This is a genomic window from Rhodococcus sp. NPDC003322 (assembly GCF_053589555.1).
The window spans coordinates 768,816-785,039 of sequence record NZ_JBSFSC010000002.1; the positions used below are offsets into that span (position 1 = coordinate 768,816).

Here is a 16,224-nt window from a genome sequence, read left to right on the forward strand (position 1 = left end):
AGGGCCCCTGAGCTGATCTACCCGGACGGCTCGACCCCGGCACCGGGCAACAGGATGGCCAGGATGGCCTCGCGCACCTCGTCGGTGTCCTCGCTCGGCGCGATCAGGGACAGGAACATCGCCGCGCCTGCCCCCAGTGCGAGCAGGGCCCGGGCGGTGTCCGGGTCGGTGCCGTCGTGCGCGGTGCGTCCGGGGAACAGCGCGGCGGCCGGCCCGGCGAAGTTGCGCCACAGCGCGGTGCGCAGGTCGTCGTGATCGCGGAGGGTGGCCAGCAGCCCCGGCACCGCCGCCCGCACGGCCGGTTGCCGGAACAGTTCGGAGCTGCCGGTAACCACCCACCGGATCCAGCCCTCCCGGTCGGCGCCGTCGAAGGGAGCCAGATCCGGGGTCACGCCGAGGACGGCGTCGAGGACGAGTTGCGCCTTCGAGTCCCACCGGCGCCCGATCGCGGCCCGGCTCACCCCGGCACGGTTCGCGATGGCACGAACGCTCAGCTGGTCGAATCCGGCCTCCAGCAACAACTCTCGCGTTGCGGTCAAGACCTCGGTGTCGATGCGGGGGTCACGGGGCCGACCCGATGTGGTGGTGTTCATCGCTCCTGATTGTCGCCCCTGGAACCGGTCGGGGCCACCGGTTCGGGCCCCACGCCGATCTTGACGACTCGGTGTTGGTATCTTTGCCGACACACTGTCGTGAAAATGCCCCCAGGGCTCAGGAGATGCCATGTTCCTCGCACTACGGGAGTTGCGGTTCGCCCGCGCCCGCTTCGGACTGATGGGCGGCGTCGTCGCCCTCATCGCAGTCCTCACCGTTCTCCTGTCCGGACTCTCGTCCGGACTGGTCGAGGACGGCGTCTCCGGGCTCAAACGACTGCCGGTGACCGCATTCGCCTTCGGGGCAGGCACCAAGACGGACAGCGCCTTCTCCCGGTCGGTCGTCGACGAAGAGCAGGTGCAGGCCTGGCGGCAGCAACCCGGTGTCGCGGACGCCGCCCCGTTCGGCAACTTCCTCGTCAACGCCCACAGCGACAGCGGGGTGCCGGTGGACCTGGCCCTGTTCGGGGTCGAGCCGGACTCCTTCCTGGCCCCGGCCGCCGCGGCGGGCAGCGGGCTGGCCGACCCGGACGGCCTGGTGGTCAGCAGCACCGCCCTCGACGCCGGCCTGAAGATCGGCGACACGATCACCATCGACCGGCTCGGAACCACACTGCGGGTGGTCGGCGCGACCGCCGAGCAGCACACCTTCGGCCACGTCGACGTCGCGTTCGTGCCGCTGCGCACCTGGCAGGAGATCCACGCGGGCACCCGCCCCGACGACACCGCACCCGCGCAGGCATACACCGAAGCGACCGCCGTTGCGCTGCAGTCACTTCCGGGTTCCAAGCTGGATCTCGCGGCGGGTGACGCGGCCGCGAACACGTCCTCCGTGAAGCTCGAGGACTCCTTCGCCTCCTCGCCCGGTTTCTCCGCGGAGACCAGCACGCTGTCCCTGATCCAGGTGTTCCTGTACGCGATCTCAGCTCTGGTGGTCGGGGCGTTCTTCACCGTCTGGACGATCCAGCGCAAGCACGAGATCGCGGTGCTGCGCGCACTCGGTGCGCCGACCCGATACCTGTTGCGGGACGGGCTCGCCCAGGCTCTTCTCCTGCTGCTCGCCGCGACCGCGGTCGGGGCGGCCATCGGCTCCGGCCTCGGGGCGCTGATCGGCGGGGGAGTGCCGTTCGCCCTCGATCCGGCCGCCGTCGTGACCGCCTCGGCACTGCTGATCGTGCTCGGTCTGCTCGGCTCCGCCGCCGCCATCGCCCGCATCGCATCCGTCGACCCCCTGACCGCACTCGGAGGTGCCCGATGACCACCCGGAATGATTCCACCGCAACCGATTCCACCGAAGAGACCACGGACGCCGGTCTGTCACTGCGCGGGGCGAACCTGACCCTGGGGGACGGGGCCGGCACGGTCGTCGCGCTCGACGCCGTGGACCTGACCGTCGCACCCGGTGAGTTCGTCGCGGTGGTCGGACCCTCCGGCTCGGGCAAGTCGAGCCTGCTGGCCGTCGCGGGTGGCCTCGGTCGCGTCGATTCCGGCACCGTCCTCGTCGACGGCCACGACCTGACCGCGCTGTCCCGCCGGGAACTGGCCCGGTTCCGGGCAACCCACATCGGGTTCGTCTTCCAGTCCGGCAACCTGCTCGCCGCGCTCACCGCCACCGAGCAGCTGCAGCTCCTCGCCCGCATGGCGCCCCGGTCGGAGCGGTCCCGGTTCCGCGACCCGCGCGAACTGCTCGAGGCGGTCGGGCTCGGGGACAAACTGGATCGTCGCCCCGACCAGCTCTCCGGCGGCGAACGCCAGCGGGTCGGCATCGCGCGAGCCCTGGTGGCCCGCCCGTCGGTGCTGCTGGTGGACGAGCCGACCGCGGCCCTGGACCGGGCCCGCAGCCAGGACATCGTGCGGCTGCTGGCGCAGGAGACCCGGCAATCGGGCACCGCCACCGTCATGGTCACCCACGACTACGATGTCCTCGACCACTGCGACCGGGTGGTGACGATGACCGACGGTCGCCTCACCGCCGTCTGAGCCCCGCCCGGATCGGCCGAACCGGGGAAGGGGACGGCGTTTGCCACGGATCACCGCACCGACGGTCGCCGAGCACCGGGCCGCGCAGCAACGCGCCCTGCTCGACGCCGCCCGCGAGGTGCTCGCCGAGGGCAACCCCGAGGTCCTCGGTTTCGCCGAGGTCGCGGCCCGGGCCGGCCTGGCCCGGTCCAGCATGTACCAGTACTTCCGGTCACGGCAGCACCTGCTCGAGGCGCTGATCGAGGACGCGTTCCCGCGCTGGTCGGCGCGCGTGGAGGAGGCGATGGCCGCGGCGGGTCCCGCCGACCGCCGGGTCCTGGCGTACGTGCGCGCCAACCTCGACCTGGTCGCCGAGGGCGAGCACGCCATCGCGTCCGCGATCGCGGCCGCCGCGCCGAGCGAGAAACTGAACGAGGCAAGCGCGGAACTGCACCACCAGCTCAAGGCCCCGTTGGTGACCGCGCTCGACGAGCTCGGGGTGACCGATCCGGCCGAGACGGCCGACCTGGTGAGCGCCGTCGTGCACGCCGCGTCCCGGCAGATCGAGGCCGGCGCGGACGTGGCGGCGGCGCGGTCCCGGGCCATCGAGCTGATCGAGCCGTACGTGACGTTCCTCGCTGCACGGGGCCGGCCGGGGAACATCACCCCCTAGTCTGGTGTTGAGCCAGTCAACATCCCCATCTCCCGGAAGGCCCGCATGACTACTCCGACCTCGGTTCGTGACCTGATCATCGTCGGTTCCGGACCCGCCGGATACACCGCCGCGGTCTACGCCTCGCGTGCGGAACTGCAGCCGCTCCTGTTCGAGGGCACCCAGTTCGGCGGGGCCCTGATGACCACCACCGAGGTGGAGAACTTCCCCGGCTTCCGCGAGGGCATCATGGGCCCCGACCTGATGGACGAGATGCGCGAGCAGGCCAAGCGCTTCGGCGCGGACATCCGCACCGAGGACGTCGACGAGCTGGACGTGACCGGCCCCGTGAAGAAGGTCGTCGCGAACGGTGAGACCTACTACGCGCACGCCGTGATCCTCGCGATGGGCGCCGCAGCCCGCTACCTCGGCATCCCCGGCGAGGAGACCCTGCTCGGCCGCGGAGTGTCCGCCTGCGCCACCTGTGACGGCTTCTTCTTCAAGGACCAGGACATCGCCGTCATCGGCGGCGGCGACTCGGCGATGGAGGAGGCCACCTTCCTGACCCGCTTCGCGCGTTCGGTCACGCTGGTGCACCGTCGCGAGGAGTTCCGCGCGTCCCGGATCATGCTCGAGCGCGCGAAGGCGAACGAGAAGATCCGCATCGTCACCAACGCCGAGCCGGTCGAGGTGGTGGGCGAGAACAGTGTCACCGGTCTGGTGATCCGCGACACCGTCACCGGTGAGAAGTCGACGCTGCCGGTCACCGGCATGTTCGTCGCGATCGGTCACGATCCGCGCAGCGAGCTGGTCAAGGGCCAGGTCGACATCGACGACGAGGGCTACGTGCGCGTGCAGGCGCCGACCACGTATACCTCGGTGGAGGGCGTGTTCGCCGCGGGTGACCTCGTCGACCACACCTACCGCCAGGCGATCACCGCCGCAGGCACCGGTGCGTCCGCGGCGATCGACGCCGAGCGCTGGCTCGCCGAGCGCGGCGACATCACCGCCAACACCGTCGAGGCGGCCGGCAACACGGTGTCCGTCGACGCCTGACCCCGTCCCCGCACCCATTCGATCCACCCCCGTCCCCGAGGAGACACCCATGGCGAACACCATCACCATCACCGACGACTCGTTCAAGCAGGACGTGCTCGACTCCGAGAAGCCCGTGCTCGTCGACTTCTGGGCCACCTGGTGCGGTCCGTGCAAGATGGTCGCGCCGGTGCTCGAGGAGATCGCCGGTGAGCATGCCGACAAGCTGACCATCGCCAAGCTCGACATCGACGCCAACCCGTCCGCGGCCCGGGACTTCCAGGTGATGTCCATCCCGACGATGATCCTGTTCCAGGGCGGCAAGCCGGTGAAGCAGATCGTCGGCGCCAAGGGCAAGGCAGCACTGCTCAAGGACCTTTCCGAAGTTCTGTAACGGTCGCCACGGCCCCCGGGATTGCCGATTCCCCGGGGGTTTCTGCGAGAATCACCCCTGGGTGTTGCCGTCAGGACGAGAAAGGTTTCATACGCATGCATCGACTCTGTCACGGCGACCACGGTCCCGCCGTTGCCGAGGTTCGAGGCACTCTCTCCGCCCTGGGTTACCTCCGCGGTGGCGTCTCCACCTCCCCCCGGGAGGCGGTGAACGGTTCCCAGTGGGTGGCCCCGGACGCGGTGTTCGACCATCATCTCGACAGCGCGGTGCGCGCTTTCCAGCAGCAGCGTGGGCTGCTGGTCGACGGAGTGGTCGGAGCCGCGACGTATCGAGCGCTGCGAGAGGCGTCCTACCGGCTCGGCGCCCGCACCCTCGCCTACCAGCTGTCGGCGCCGCAGTACGGTGACGACGTCGCCGCGCTGCAGACCCGGTTGCAGGACCTGGGCTTCTACTCGAGCCGGGTCGACGGCTACTTCGGGCCGAAGACACACGAGGGCCTGTCGTCGTTCCAGCGGGAGATCGGCATCGCGTCCGACGGGATCTGCGGTCCGCAGACGCTGCGGTCCCTCGACCTGCTCGGCACCCGCGTCACCGGGGGCTCCCCGCACGCGATCACCGAGGAGGAGTCGGTCCGGCGGTCGGGCCCGCAGCTGAGCGGCAAGCGGATCGTCATCGACCCCGATCTCGGCGGCGACACCAGCGGTCTCGTGCTGCCGACGCCGCACGGTCCGATCACCGAGGCACAGATCCTCTGGGACATCGCCAGTCGGCTCGAGGGCCGGATGGCCGCGACCGGCATGGAGACCTTCCTCTCGCATCCGGCCAACAGCAACCCGTCGACGGCGGAACGGGCCGAGACGTCCAACTCGTTCGACGCGGACCTGATGATCTCGCTGCGCTGCGCCACCAGCCCGAGCCCGCACGCGAACGGTGTCGCCAGCTTCCACTTCGGCAACTCGCACGGCGCGTCCTCCCGGATCGGGCAGGTGCTTGCCAGCTTCATCCAGCGTGAAATCGTCGCTCGCGCACCACTTCAGGACTGCCGCACCCATGGTCGTTCGTGGGATCTGTTGCGGCTCACCACGATGCCAACGGTCCAGATTGACATCGGTTATCTCACAAACGATTCCGACGTGAAGACCCTCATCAACCCGCGCAACCGGGACATCATCGCCGAGGCGATCCTGGTCGCCGTCAAGCGTCTGTACCTGCTCGGGCAGGACGACCAGCCGACCGGCACGTACACGTTCAAGGAACTGCTCGCCGAAGAGCTCGCGAAGGCCGACCGGGCCTGAGCGGGCGGCCTTCGCCCCGAGGGGTTACGGCGCGCCGGTCACAGCACGCCCACGGCCGCCCGCTGGCCGCTGTCGGCCGCGGTCACCGCCGCCGCCATCAGGAGCCGCTCGAGCGCCGATTCGACGTCCGCCTTCCAGCCGTGGTCGCGGTCGAGCTCCAGTCGCAGGCGCGGGTAGCGGTGGTGCGCCGCAACAACTTCGAAGCCCATGTCCTCGAGGAAGCCGGCGTCGATCATGCACTCGGTGGGACCGCACTCGTGCGTACTGCCGGGCGTGCGCTCGTCGTCGGGTCCGCGCACGATGCCGAACGCCTCCAGCGCACGCACGCCACGGCGCACCAGATCGCTCACAACGGCCTGAATGAGGCTCGGCCCTACTCCGTCCAGCTCGGCCGCCGGTTCGAGCCGCATCGTGGTCAGGAGGACCGCGTCCGGGCTCACGGGCGAGGTGGGGAACAACTTGGACCGGGGCACGTTGCCGGGCGGCGAGTAGAGCGCGCAGCCGGCCGGCTTCCCTTCGAGGGTCGCGACCTGCCCGCACGAACCCCACTCGAGCATGACCATCGACAGCCACGCTTCCTTCTCGAACTCGGGGTCCGCGTAGATCCGAGAGTCCCGCAACGCGTCGGGGTCCATCTCCCAGAAGACGCAGCGGCGGGAATGCCGGGGGAGTTGGTCGAAGCCGTCGAGGGTGAGCGGACTGATGCGCATCGACACCCTGTCTCTCGCCTCCACGACCTCGCACGCGGGGACCACGATCCCCGAATTACCGGCTTCTCACCGTCAAGAATAGGCGATCGGGTCGGTGCCGACCCTCCACGGCCGCGCCGGCTACCAATCACCTTGCACATCAAGAGTTTTCGTTCCACGTCGGAGTCGAACCGGGGCCCGCGCCCACCAAAACGTCACGGTGACGTAACGGCCGCGGGTGGTTCGACCCCGACGGACCGGGACTAGTTCGCCCCGTTCGTCTCCATCATCTCGACGATCCGCTGCAGATCGTCCACCGACCCGAACTCGACGACGATCTTGCCCTTCCGCTTGCCGAGGCTGACGGTGACTCGGGTGTCGAACGCCCCGGACAACCGATCCGCGACATCCTGCAGACCAGGCATCTGGATCGGCTTGCGCTTGACCGGGGGAGCGGGGAGTTCGCCGCCGTCCCGGTTCGCGAGGGTGACCGCCTCCTCCGTGGCGCGGACGGACATGCCCTCCGCGACGATCCGGGCGGCGAGCAGTTCCTGCGCATCGGCACCGGCCTCGAGGGAGAGCAGCGCCCGGGCGTGCCCGGCGGAGAGAACCCCGGCAGCGACCCTGCGCTGCACCGGAATCGGAAGCTTGAGAAGGCGGATCATGTTCGTCACGACCGGCCGCGACCGACCGATCCGCGACGCCAACTCCTCGTGGGTGACGTTGAACTCCTCGAGCAGCTGCTGGTAGGCCGCCGCCTCTTCGAGGGGGTTGAGCTGCACCCGATGAATGTTCTCGAGCAGGGCGTCGCGAAGCATGTCGCCGTCACCGGTCTCTCGCACGATGGCGGGGATCTTCTCGAGGCCGGCGGCCTGGCTGGCCCGCCACCGGCGTTCGCCCATCACCAGCTGATAGCTGTCGGGGCCGGTCGTGCGCACGACGATCGGCTGCATGAGCCCGAACTCGCGGATCGAGTGCACCAGTTCGGCGAGGGCCTCCTCGTCGAACACCGACCGCGGCTGCATCGGGTTCGGCTGGATCTGCGCCGCCGGGATCTCCCGGTAGCTCGCGCCGACCGGAGCCAGATCGACGTCCTCGTCGGCGGCCGTTTCCACCTTCGCCGCCTTCGGGGCGGCCTTGGTCCTGGCGGCCTTGCGAGCGGGCGCGGGTGCGCTGGCCGGGGTGGGCGCGGCGGTGGGGGAGGGGACCGGCTCCGGGGCGGGTTCCTCCGTCTTCGGCGGCACCGGGGCCGTGACGTTGCCGATGATGACGTCGGCGGCCGCGGACCCGAGGCGGGGTCCGGCGTCGGGGCCGGTCGGGATGAGCGCGGCAAGCCCGCGACCGAGACCGCCCTTGCTTCTCTGTGCCACTAGTTCTCCTGCGCGTTGGTCGTTGCGGTACGGGCGGCGAGCTCGCGGCCGGCGTCGAGATAACTCATGGCGCCGCGTGATCCGGGATCGTAGTCGAGGACGGTCATCCCGTACCCGGGGGCCTCGGAAACCTTGACGCTCCGGGGAATCACGGCCCGCAGGACCGCGTCCCCGAAGTGGGTCCGGACCTCCTCGGCGACCTGATCGGCCAGCTTGGTGCGGCCGTCGTACATGGTCAGCAGCACCGTCGAGACGTGCAATTCGGGGTTCAGGTGCGACTTGACCATGTCGATGTTGCGCAGCAGCTGCCCGACGCCCTCCAGTGCGTAGTACTCGCACTGGATCGGGATGAGCACCTCGTTCACGGCGACCAGCGCGTTGACGGTGAGCAGCCCGAGCGACGGCGGGCAGTCGATGAGGACGTAGTCCACGTCGAGCTCGGAGAGGAAGGCCTCGGACAGCGCGTTCTTGAGCCGGTTCTCGCGGGCCACCATCGAGACCAGCTCGATCTCGGCGCCGGCGAGGTCGATGGTGGCGGGGATGCAGAACAGGCGCTCGCTGTGCGGGCTCTGCTGGACCGCTTCCTTCGCCGTGGTCTGGCCGATGAGCAGCTCGTAGGTCGAGGGCACCCCTGAGTGGTGGGGGACTCCGAGCGCGGTGCTGGCGTTGCCCTGCGGGTCCAGATCGACCACGAGCACCGTCAGGCCCTGCACCGCCAACGCGGACGCCAGGTTGACGGCGGTGGTGGTCTTGCCCACCCCACCCTTCTGGTTCGCCACGGTGAGCATCCGGCGGCGGTCCGGCTTCGGGATGGTCACGCTGCCCGGGTGCAGAACCTGACTGGCACGCTGGGCGGCCGCCCCGATCGGCGTCTCCTCCAGGGAGATGCCGTCGTAGGGGCCGGGGGCGTGCGCACCCTGTCCGTTCGGGGACGTGATGCCGGTGGATCGCGAGGAATTGTGGTCCGTTTCATGTGAAACAGTGGATTCGGGTCCACCCGACATGTATTGCTCCTTCACTGAAGTGACTCGATCACCGGCACGACCCGACGCCGACCATCATCGGCGATGCGACCGCTTCGGAATGCGTTCCGCCCGAACCACAATCGTCGGTGTCGGGAGAATCCCGACACCGCACTCGACGATCTCCAGCTTGCCAGCCCCCAGGCGGGTGAGGGAAGCACGATCGCGTTCGATCTCCTCGGCGGCGCTGGACCCCTTCATCGCCAGCATCCGACCGTGTTCGTGGACCAGCGGCATCGACCAGCGAGCCAGCTTCTCCAGGGGTGCGACGGCCCGTGAGGTGACGACGTCGGCGCCACCGACCTCCTGCACCACCCCGGCCTGTTCGGCGCGACCACGCACCACCCGCACGTCCAGCCCCACCGACTCGATGAACTCCGCCAGGTAGACCGAGCGACGCAGCAGCGGTTCGACGAGGGTGATCCGCAGGTCCGGTCGGGCGATCGCAAGGGGGATGCCCGGCAGGCCCGCGCCGCTGCCGACGTCGACCACGGACTCGCCCTCGCCGATCAGTTCGCCGAGCACCGCACAGTTGAGCAGGTGACGCTCCCAGAGTCGGGGAACCTCCCGCGGGCCGATCAGGCCGCGCTCCACACCATCCGTCGCGAGGGAATCGTGGTACTTCTCGGCGATCTCGATGCGGTCCCCGAAAACACGGTGGGCAGCTTCTGGGATGGCGACGGGTTCGGTGGGTTCCACGTGAAACATCTTCCCGCGAGAGTTCGGTATTCCACAAACCAACAGGCCGTATCGCGGTGTCCGACATGAGAAGTTCACAGCCGCGGTCCCTGCGTCGACCGGCGGGGCCCGCGCCGATCGAGATCGCCCGCCCGATCGGGTTCCGGTGGCGGGACTCTCCCGCGGCCGGCACCGCCCGGCCTGCGTCGACCGGCGGGGCCCGCGCCGATCGAGATCGCCCGCCCGATCGGGTTCCGGTGGCGGGACTCTCCCGCGGCCGGCACCGCCCGCGTCTCGTCGACGGAGCCACCTCGGCACCCCGACCCCGTCGCCGACGGCGCCGACCCATCACCTGCGCCCGACCCCTCCGGTCCCGCCGACGGCGGAGACATCCGGACCGGTGCGAACGCCCCCCGTGCCGGGTGCCCTTCCGCGCGGTCCGCCCCGGGCACCGAACCGTTCGGATCCCCTTCGAGATTCGTGGGGGATGGGCGCCCGGGCATGTCGCCCGGTGGGCAAAGTCGGCGGTGACGGGCTCGTCGTTCCCGGGACGGATCCGCGGAGCCGAGACCGCCACGTTCCCCGCGTCCCACCCGCTCGATCCCCGGGCCCACGACGACGAAGTGACTGGACGGTGCGCACCGAGCGATGTCGATCGGGCCCGGGCGCCCGGCGGCACCGTACCCACCACGGTCACCCCCTCCGCGGCCGTCGGATCACGCGGACCCGGCCGCCCGAGCTGTCGGGTCCGGCAAGGGCCATCGCACCGAGACCCGCCGGAGATTCACGTGACCGGACCTTGCCGGCGGACCGTGAGGCATCCGGTCCTGCCGTCCGCTGCCGGGCCGATTCGCATGAGACTCGGAACCGGTGGGGGAGGGGAGGGGTGCGCCCTCGAACGAACGCGGCGAACGCCTCCTCATGCGGACGCCACGGCACCCCGCCCGATTCACGTGAAACAGTGGCGACGACGGAGTCGGGAGAACCCCTGCGATGACAGCGAACCGGAAACCGGATCGGGAGGCGCCCGGCGCAGCCGACGGAGGTGCCCGCCAATCCGTCCGGCCCCGCTGCGCCCGGACGGTCGACCCACCTGCGGCGTGGGCTCCCGGAACGACTGCGCCGGCAGCCACGTTCGCTCGGCCTCAGGAAGGACGACCGCGATCGCCTCGGGCACGAGCGATCCGCGGCCGGATCGTGCGCCAGCCGGGCCACACCCGCAGCGACACGGGATGACGTCGATGGCTACCGGCAACGACCGGACGCCCGCGCTGCATGCGCGGGAACCTTCCCCGCCCGACCCGACAACGGCACACACCGAGTGCCGAGACAACTGTCCTGTGTTCGGATCGAGCGGATATCGGTTGGACTACGTCAGGGTGAGTTCGCGGCCCGAGTCGTCGCGCCGCACGGCCGGGTTGCCCGCGCCGGAGGCAGGGTGGCGGCGAGGCATCAGACGCCGTTGCAGGGTGGCCTCCCGGCTCCCGAGTCCGGAACTCACGCGAGCAGCGACACGCACGCTGTTGATGGTCCAGAAGAGCACATCGGGGATCGAGCGTGTGCCATTCGTCGCGCGGACGCACGACGCTGCCCAGACGCGGTGCCGACAACACAAGCCCCTTCGACCAACCGGCCCGGTTCGCGTGTACACCGACTCTGCGGGCAGGCGCCTTGCCTACCCCCTGTCGATCCGCCGCGATGACGTGCAACCGATGTTTCACGTGAACCCGAGCGCGCGGACTCCCGGATCGGAGGTTTGGCAGACCCGATGCTCCGCGCGCTGGCGGCTCGGCCTCCAGCCGACATCGCGCGGCTTGGCGCGAAGTGCCCTGCCTTCGGTCCGGCGCTTGGACCGATTCACGTGAAACATCGCCATCACCCGTGGGGGAGGGGAGGGGCGCGGACAGCGCGGTGCCGGTGGCGCGGCCGCACTCCGGCCCCGGGCGGCGCCGAGGGTTCCGAGGGTCCGCGGACGCCGGCGCACCGCGAAGAACCCGTGCGGTCGTCGTCGAAGCGGGTCGACTTGAGCGCGCGGCTCTGCACGAAGGCGCCCTCGATCGCCGACGGCAGCAGTCCCGCCGTCGACCGCGCGGTCGCCTCGCCGAGCCTCGCCGCGACCACGCCGCCGGCGAGGCGCCTGGTTCACGTGAAACACCGGACCGACGGTCGAGCACGCTCACGGCGTCACCGGCACCGACTGGAGCCCGGGTCCATCGATCAGCCCTGCAACGCCCGGGTTGGGAGCAACGCCCCAAGCGGTGCGAAACCCTGCTGATCCGCCGAATGCCGCACAGGGTTCGCGAGGCTCGCCCCTCGCAGTCCCGCGTGACATCGCACCCGAGTCCCGGATGCGGCACCTGCCGAGCGAGACCACTTCCCACCGAGCGGCAAGTACCGACACCACATCGCCCTGCGGACACGACGGACACAGTGGCGTCCGGCCGGCCGCTCGGCCTCCAGCCGACATCGCGAAGCTCGGCGCGAAGCGCCCTGCCTCGGTGCGGCGCCTTCCCCCATCCCTCTCGGATGTACCTGGCGAAACACTCGTCGTCCGGCAAGTCCTGGGAGTCGCACCGCGGGTTCGTTCATCTCGGCCTCGTTCACGTGTCGGAGTCCGCCGAGTACGTGCCCCGGGCGGCGGCATCCCACGGCCGGGAGGTCATCCAGTAGCCGTCGTCGAACTCCTCGGAACGTCCACGGGCCCGGAAGCACGTTGCCGCCGAGCAGGTCGTGTCGATGCCCCGGCCAGCTCCGGACCCGCTCCTGCGCGAAGCCGATACCGCTGTTGTAACGGCGCCGACGACAACGCGGCTGGGCGGCGGTTGGACACCGGGGCGTCGACACGGCGACCGAGAGACGTGCCCCCAAAGGTGCGGAAACCTGCTGATTCCGAATGCCGCACCGGGCTCGCGAGGCGAGACCCTCGCAGTCCCGCGTGACGCCGCAACAAGAGTCCCGGATCCCGCAGCTGCCGTGTCAGACCGCTTCCCACCGAGCAGCAAGACCCAGGTGGCCTCCGGCACCGATTCACGTGAAACATTCACAACCCGACCGTGTCTCCGCGGTCCGAGGACACCGAGGAACCCTCGTCCCATGCCCCGAGGCGGCAAGAGGTCAGTCGCCAACGCCCCGCCGTGCGCCTCTCGCCGGAGACGCGGAGACGCGGAGACGCGGAGACGCGGAGAGGATCTCGAACCCGAGAACCCGGCGGCACCCGCCGGAGGCGCGACGGCCGAACCCCAAACCGATCCACTCGTCTGGGCTTCCCAGTAGGCGACCGGGCCCTCGCTCCGGCAACAGGGACTCACGAAGAACAGCCGCAATGCACGAGACCGCCGCGGCTCGCATTCTGCCGTCCGGCTGCCTCGCCACCGCGCACGGCGCGGTCGTCGTCGGACCCACCGGCAACGCACACCGCGCCAGAACTCCCCGCGGTCCTGGCGGATCGGAGGGCGAAGCCGATGCTCGGCTCCGTGCTCCCCACCGGCAGGACAGGCAACAACCGAGGCAGCCGCGGCAAGTGCTCTTCACCCCGCCGCGGGAGGGCCGACACCGGGAGCCCGAACCATGGAGCGTCGCTCGATCCAACTCGAGCGGCGCCTCGATTCCCTTCGACCCCGACCGGGGTGGCCCCACCAGTGTCACAGTGACGAAACGGGCCGGTCTGCGCGGTCATCCAATCGCCGCGTCCACCCCGTTTCGTGATCCCATCTCCCCGTCACCACGCCTCGGCCGCAGCCACCTACTCGAAAGCTGTTGCGCTCCAGTCGATCACGTCAGAATCTCCGTGTACTCGGGGGGCCGGGACACCCCGAGGCGCCTCGGGGTGGTCTCCCGATCCCTCTTGGATGCACGCGGCGGAACACTCGTCGTCCGACCAGACGTCGGAGTCGCTCCACGGACTCCGCTCCTGCGCGAAGACAGAGCCGATACCGGCCGTGGCACCGGCCCCGGCGACAAACGCGTCAGCGATTGAGCGCCAGGGCGCCGAGGCGGGGGAGTGGGAGCGACGTGCCCTGGTTCGCACTTCCCGGGGACGTTGCGAACGCCGCCGAGGTCGAGATCGGCGACAGTCCCGCGATCCCGATGTGGGGTCGGTGGTGGTCGTAGTTGTGCAGCCGATTCCGCTAGGCCGCCGAGCGGGCCGCTTCGAACCGGTGGGAGTCGCCCAACGCCCATTCGACGGCGAGGGTTCGGTTGAATCACTCGCCGGTCGTGCGCCGGTGATCCGGTGGGCGGTGAAGAGCGCGTGGGCGCGGGTCCACAACCGGGCCGCCGTCTCCCTGCGTCCGTCGGTGAGGATCTCTCCGTCGGTGAAGCGCACTCGGAGTAGGCGAGCGAGGGCTGGGCACAACCCGCGCCGGAGCATGCCCTGCGGTCGGCCGCTCCGAACCCTGGGCGCCCACCGCCGTCCGGGATGCCGTCCTTGAAGTCGATGTGGATCAGCTCGCCCCGCCTGCCGTGTTCATGGCGGTGACGTCCCGGTCGGCGAGCTCAGCAAACATGTTATCCACAACCCTGGGGAAACCTCGGCGACGCCATCCTTCGGGGTCAAGGCGCAATATCCACATCGACGACCCCGAATTCCACAGGTTCCGGCCGGCCTGGGGATGAACTGACCAGCAGGCGATGAACTCGCCGAGAGCGCGTTTCGCGGCGTCCGCCGTTGAGCGCGCGACGGCAGGTGCACGCTCGTCGACGGCCCGGAACCAGGGACCTGTCTCGACGCCCTCGGGAACACCACCAGTTTCACGGTGATTCACGTGAAACATGCGCCCGTGTACGACGAGGGGCTCCCGACCTGATGGTCGGGAGCCCCTTCGCGAGGATCTACGGTCTCAGTCCTTCAGGACCACCACACGACGCGAGGGCTCGGCACCCTCGCTCTCGCTCGACACACCGTCGACGGAGGCGACCGCGTCGTGCACGATCTTGCGCTCGAACGGCGTCATGGGGGAGAGGGACTCGGGCTCGCCGGACTCGAGCACCCGCTTCGCAGCGGCCAGTCCGATCTCGGTGAGCTCCGTGCGTCGGCCGGCACGCCAGCCCGCGACATCCAGCATCAAGCGGCTGCGCTCGCCGGTCGCCTGCTGCACCGCGAGCCGGGTGAGCTCCTGCAGGGCATCGAGCACCTCGCCCCTGCGGCCGACCAGCTTCGTGAGGTCGTCGCCACCGTCGATGCTGACCACGGCCCGGTCACCCTCGACGTCGAGGTCGATGTCGCCGTCGAAGTCGAGCACGTCCAGCAGCTGTTCGAGGTAGTCGCCGGCGATCTCGCCCTCCTCGACGAGCGCGTCCTCCTCGTCGATCTCGTCCACGGGCGCATCCACAGTCACGTCCGCCACGACCTCGTCGTCTCCGTCCCGTCCGGTTTCCGGATCATTCGCCATCGTCGTTCTCTTCTCTGTGAAGGGGGAGCGCTGCCGCGCTCAGCAGTCGGAGCGCCGGCTCAGCGCTTGCGTTTGGTGTTCTTGCCGCGGTTGCCCGACGGTTTCGCGCCCGGTTTGGGCTTCGATCCCGGTCCGGAAGCCGTCGGCGAATCCTTCGACGAACTCGAGGTGTCGGATGATTCCGCGTCGGCGGCGGGTTCGATCGCGGCGGCCTGCTGCGCGGCGGAGGCGCCCTTGCGCTTCTTCGCCGCCGGCTTCGCACCCGGCTTCGGCGCGTTCTCCGCGCGACGCTCGAGGGCCTTGGCCTTCTTCTCTTCTTCTTCCGCGTCGATGCGGCGGAACACCAGGTGCTGCTGCGCGTAGGTCCAGATGTTGTTCGAGACCCAGTAGAGCAGGATCGCGATCATCAGGAACGGGCCACCGACGAGCACGCCGAGCGGGAACACCCACAGCGACAGCTTGTTCATGATCGCGGCCTGCGGGTTCGCAGCAGCGGCCTCACTCTGGCGGGCCACCGACGCACGGGAGTTGAAGTGCGTGGCGACCGACGCGATGATCATCAGCGGGATCGCGACGGCGGCAATGGTCCACACCGTCGGGATCGGCACACCGTATGCCTCGAGCTGCGCCGTCGGAGTGGTCATCGCTGCGGCGATCGGCGCACCGAAAAGACGCGCGTCGAGGAACGACTGAACGTCGGCGGCCGAGAACGCATAGTTCGCGGTGTTCGCGTTCTCCTCCACCGACATCCCGAGCTGGCCGAAACCGGTGCCGGTGCGGTTGAAGGACCGCAGGACGTGGAACAGACCGATGAACACCGGTGCCTGCAGCAGGACCGGCAGGCAGCCCATCAGCGGGTTGAACCCGTGCTCCTTCTGGAGCTTCTGCATCTCCAGTGCCATGCGCTGGCGATCGTTCGCGTACTTCTTCTGCAGCGCCTTGATCTGCGGCTGCAGCTCCTGCATCTGCCGGGTGGTGCGCACCTGCTTGACGAACGGCACGTACAGGATGGCGCGCAGGGTGAACACGAGGAACATCACCGACAGCGCCCAGGCGAAGCCGTTGTCCGCGCCAAGGAAGGAGCCGAAGACCTTGTGCCAGACCCACAGGATCCAGGACACCGGGTAGTAGATGAAGTCGAGCACGG

At 69.7% G+C, this 16,224-nt stretch carries 14 protein-coding genes; 7 read left to right on the forward strand and 7 right to left on the reverse strand.

The features are described 5' to 3' along the window. Nucleotides 1–17: 17 nt before the first annotated feature. Nucleotides 18–593, reverse strand: a complete 576-nt coding sequence (locus ACWDUM_RS09865; RefSeq protein ID WP_450133838.1) for a helix-turn-helix domain-containing protein — start codon at nucleotides 591–593, stop codon at nucleotides 18–20. A gap of 130 nt (nucleotides 594–723) precedes the next feature. On the opposite strand from ACWDUM_RS09865, the gene ACWDUM_RS09870 reads away from it, so the two are divergent. From ACWDUM_RS09870 to ACWDUM_RS09895, 6 genes are all read left to right on the forward strand, one after another. Continuing rightward, the gene (locus ACWDUM_RS09870) at nucleotides 724–1,851 is read left to right on the forward strand and encodes an ABC transporter permease (protein ID WP_450113848.1); all 1,128 of its coding nucleotides are present in this window, start codon (nucleotides 724–726) and stop codon (nucleotides 1,849–1,851) included. Continuing rightward, nucleotides 1,848–2,573 carry an ABC transporter ATP-binding protein gene (locus ACWDUM_RS09875; protein ID WP_450113849.1) on the forward strand — a complete coding sequence of 242 codons (726 nt, stop codon included), beginning with the start codon at nucleotides 1,848–1,850 and terminating at the stop codon, nucleotides 2,571–2,573. The genes ACWDUM_RS09870 and ACWDUM_RS09875 overlap by 4 nt, the downstream gene beginning before the upstream one ends. A gap of 40 nt (nucleotides 2,574–2,613) precedes the next feature. Then, a complete protein-coding gene (locus tag ACWDUM_RS09880; protein ID WP_450133839.1) occupies nucleotides 2,614–3,225 on the forward strand; it encodes a TetR/AcrR family transcriptional regulator in 612 nt (203 codons plus the stop codon). A 45-nt stretch (nucleotides 3,226–3,270) separates the two neighbouring features. Continuing rightward, nucleotides 3,271–4,260 carry a thioredoxin-disulfide reductase gene (gene trxB / locus ACWDUM_RS09885; protein ID WP_450113851.1) on the forward strand — a complete coding sequence of 330 codons (990 nt, stop codon included), beginning with the start codon at nucleotides 3,271–3,273 and terminating at the stop codon, nucleotides 4,258–4,260. Between the two features lie 49 nt (nucleotides 4,261–4,309). Further along, nucleotides 4,310–4,633 carry a thioredoxin gene (gene trxA, locus ACWDUM_RS09890; RefSeq protein ID WP_450113852.1) on the forward strand — a complete coding sequence of 108 codons (324 nt, stop codon included), beginning with the start codon at nucleotides 4,310–4,312 and terminating at the stop codon, nucleotides 4,631–4,633. Nucleotides 4,634–4,728: 95 nt separating this feature from the next. Then, the gene (locus ACWDUM_RS09895) at nucleotides 4,729–5,928 is read left to right on the forward strand and encodes an N-acetylmuramoyl-L-alanine amidase (RefSeq protein WP_450113853.1); all 1,200 of its coding nucleotides are present in this window, start codon (nucleotides 4,729–4,731) and stop codon (nucleotides 5,926–5,928) included. A gap of 38 nt (nucleotides 5,929–5,966) precedes the next feature. Here the strand turns inward: ACWDUM_RS09895 and ACWDUM_RS09900 are convergent, their stop codons facing one another. The 4 genes from ACWDUM_RS09900 to rsmG all read right to left on the reverse strand — a co-directional run bounded on the left by ACWDUM_RS09900 (nucleotide 5,967) and on the right by rsmG (nucleotide 9,717). Then, nucleotides 5,967–6,644, reverse strand: coding sequence for a GNAT family N-acetyltransferase (locus tag ACWDUM_RS09900; protein ID WP_450113854.1), 678 nt, complete (start codon nucleotides 6,642–6,644; stop codon nucleotides 5,967–5,969). A 236-nt stretch (nucleotides 6,645–6,880) separates the two neighbouring features. After that, the gene (locus tag ACWDUM_RS09905) at nucleotides 6,881–7,987 is read right to left on the reverse strand and encodes a ParB/RepB/Spo0J family partition protein (RefSeq protein ID WP_450133840.1); all 1,107 of its coding nucleotides are present in this window, start codon (nucleotides 7,985–7,987) and stop codon (nucleotides 6,881–6,883) included. Beyond that, nucleotides 7,987–8,991, reverse strand: coding sequence for a ParA family protein (locus tag ACWDUM_RS09910; RefSeq protein ID WP_450133841.1), 1,005 nt, complete (start codon nucleotides 8,989–8,991; stop codon nucleotides 7,987–7,989). Before ACWDUM_RS09910 ends, ACWDUM_RS09905 begins: the two co-directional genes overlap by 1 nt. A 54-nt stretch (nucleotides 8,992–9,045) precedes the next feature. Further along, on the reverse strand, nucleotides 9,046–9,717 hold the full coding sequence (gene rsmG / locus ACWDUM_RS09915; RefSeq protein ID WP_450113857.1) for a 16S rRNA (guanine(527)-N(7))-methyltransferase RsmG: 672 nt from the start codon (nucleotides 9,715–9,717) through the stop codon (nucleotides 9,046–9,048). Nucleotides 9,718–12,213: 2,496 nt separating this feature from the next. Here rsmG and ACWDUM_RS09920 point away from each other — a divergent pair. Continuing rightward, nucleotides 12,214–12,357, forward strand: a complete 144-nt coding sequence (locus tag ACWDUM_RS09920) for a hypothetical protein (protein WP_450133842.1) — start codon at nucleotides 12,214–12,216, stop codon at nucleotides 12,355–12,357. A 2,168-nt stretch (nucleotides 12,358–14,525) separates the two neighbouring features. Here ACWDUM_RS09920 and ACWDUM_RS09925 read toward each other — a convergent pair. Then, a complete protein-coding gene (locus ACWDUM_RS09925; RefSeq protein ID WP_450113859.1) occupies nucleotides 14,526–15,077 on the reverse strand; it encodes a Jag family protein in 552 nt (183 codons plus the stop codon). Nucleotides 15,078–15,136: 59 nt separating this feature from the next. Beyond that, nucleotides 15,137–16,222 carry a membrane protein insertase YidC gene (yidC, locus tag ACWDUM_RS09930; RefSeq protein WP_450113860.1) on the reverse strand — a complete coding sequence of 362 codons (1,086 nt, stop codon included), beginning with the start codon at nucleotides 16,220–16,222 and terminating at the stop codon, nucleotides 15,137–15,139. Nucleotides 16,223–16,224 lie beyond the last annotated feature (2 nt).

Bases quoted from the DNA above. Each gene is read 5' to 3' on its own strand.
- trxA (WP_450113852.1), top strand. From the start codon at position 4,310: ATGGCGAACACCATCACCATCACCGACGACTCGTTCAAGCAGGACGTG.
- ACWDUM_RS09870 (WP_450113848.1), top strand. From the start codon at position 724: ATGTTCCTCGCACTACGGGAGTTGCGGTTCGCCCGCGCCCGCTTCGGA.
- ACWDUM_RS09895 (WP_450113853.1), top strand. From the start codon at position 4,729: ATGCATCGACTCTGTCACGGCGACCACGGTCCCGCCGTTGCCGAGGTT.
- rsmG (WP_450113857.1), bottom strand. From the start codon at position 9,717: ATGTTTCACGTGGAACCCACCGAACCCGTCGCCATCCCAGAAGCTGCC.
- ACWDUM_RS09865 (WP_450133838.1), bottom strand. From the start codon at position 593: ATGAACACCACCACATCGGGTCGGCCCCGTGACCCCCGCATCGACACC.
- ACWDUM_RS09925 (WP_450113859.1), bottom strand. From the start codon at position 15,077: ATGGCGAATGATCCGGAAACCGGACGGGACGGAGACGACGAGGTCGTG.
- ACWDUM_RS09910 (WP_450133841.1), bottom strand. From the start codon at position 8,991: ATGTCGGGTGGACCCGAATCCACTGTTTCACATGAAACGGACCACAAT.
- ACWDUM_RS09875 (WP_450113849.1), top strand. From the start codon at position 1,848: ATGACCACCCGGAATGATTCCACCGCAACCGATTCCACCGAAGAGACC.
- ACWDUM_RS09920 (WP_450133842.1), top strand. From the start codon at position 12,214: ATGTACCTGGCGAAACACTCGTCGTCCGGCAAGTCCTGGGAGTCGCAC.
- trxB (WP_450113851.1), top strand. From the start codon at position 3,271: ATGACTACTCCGACCTCGGTTCGTGACCTGATCATCGTCGGTTCCGGA.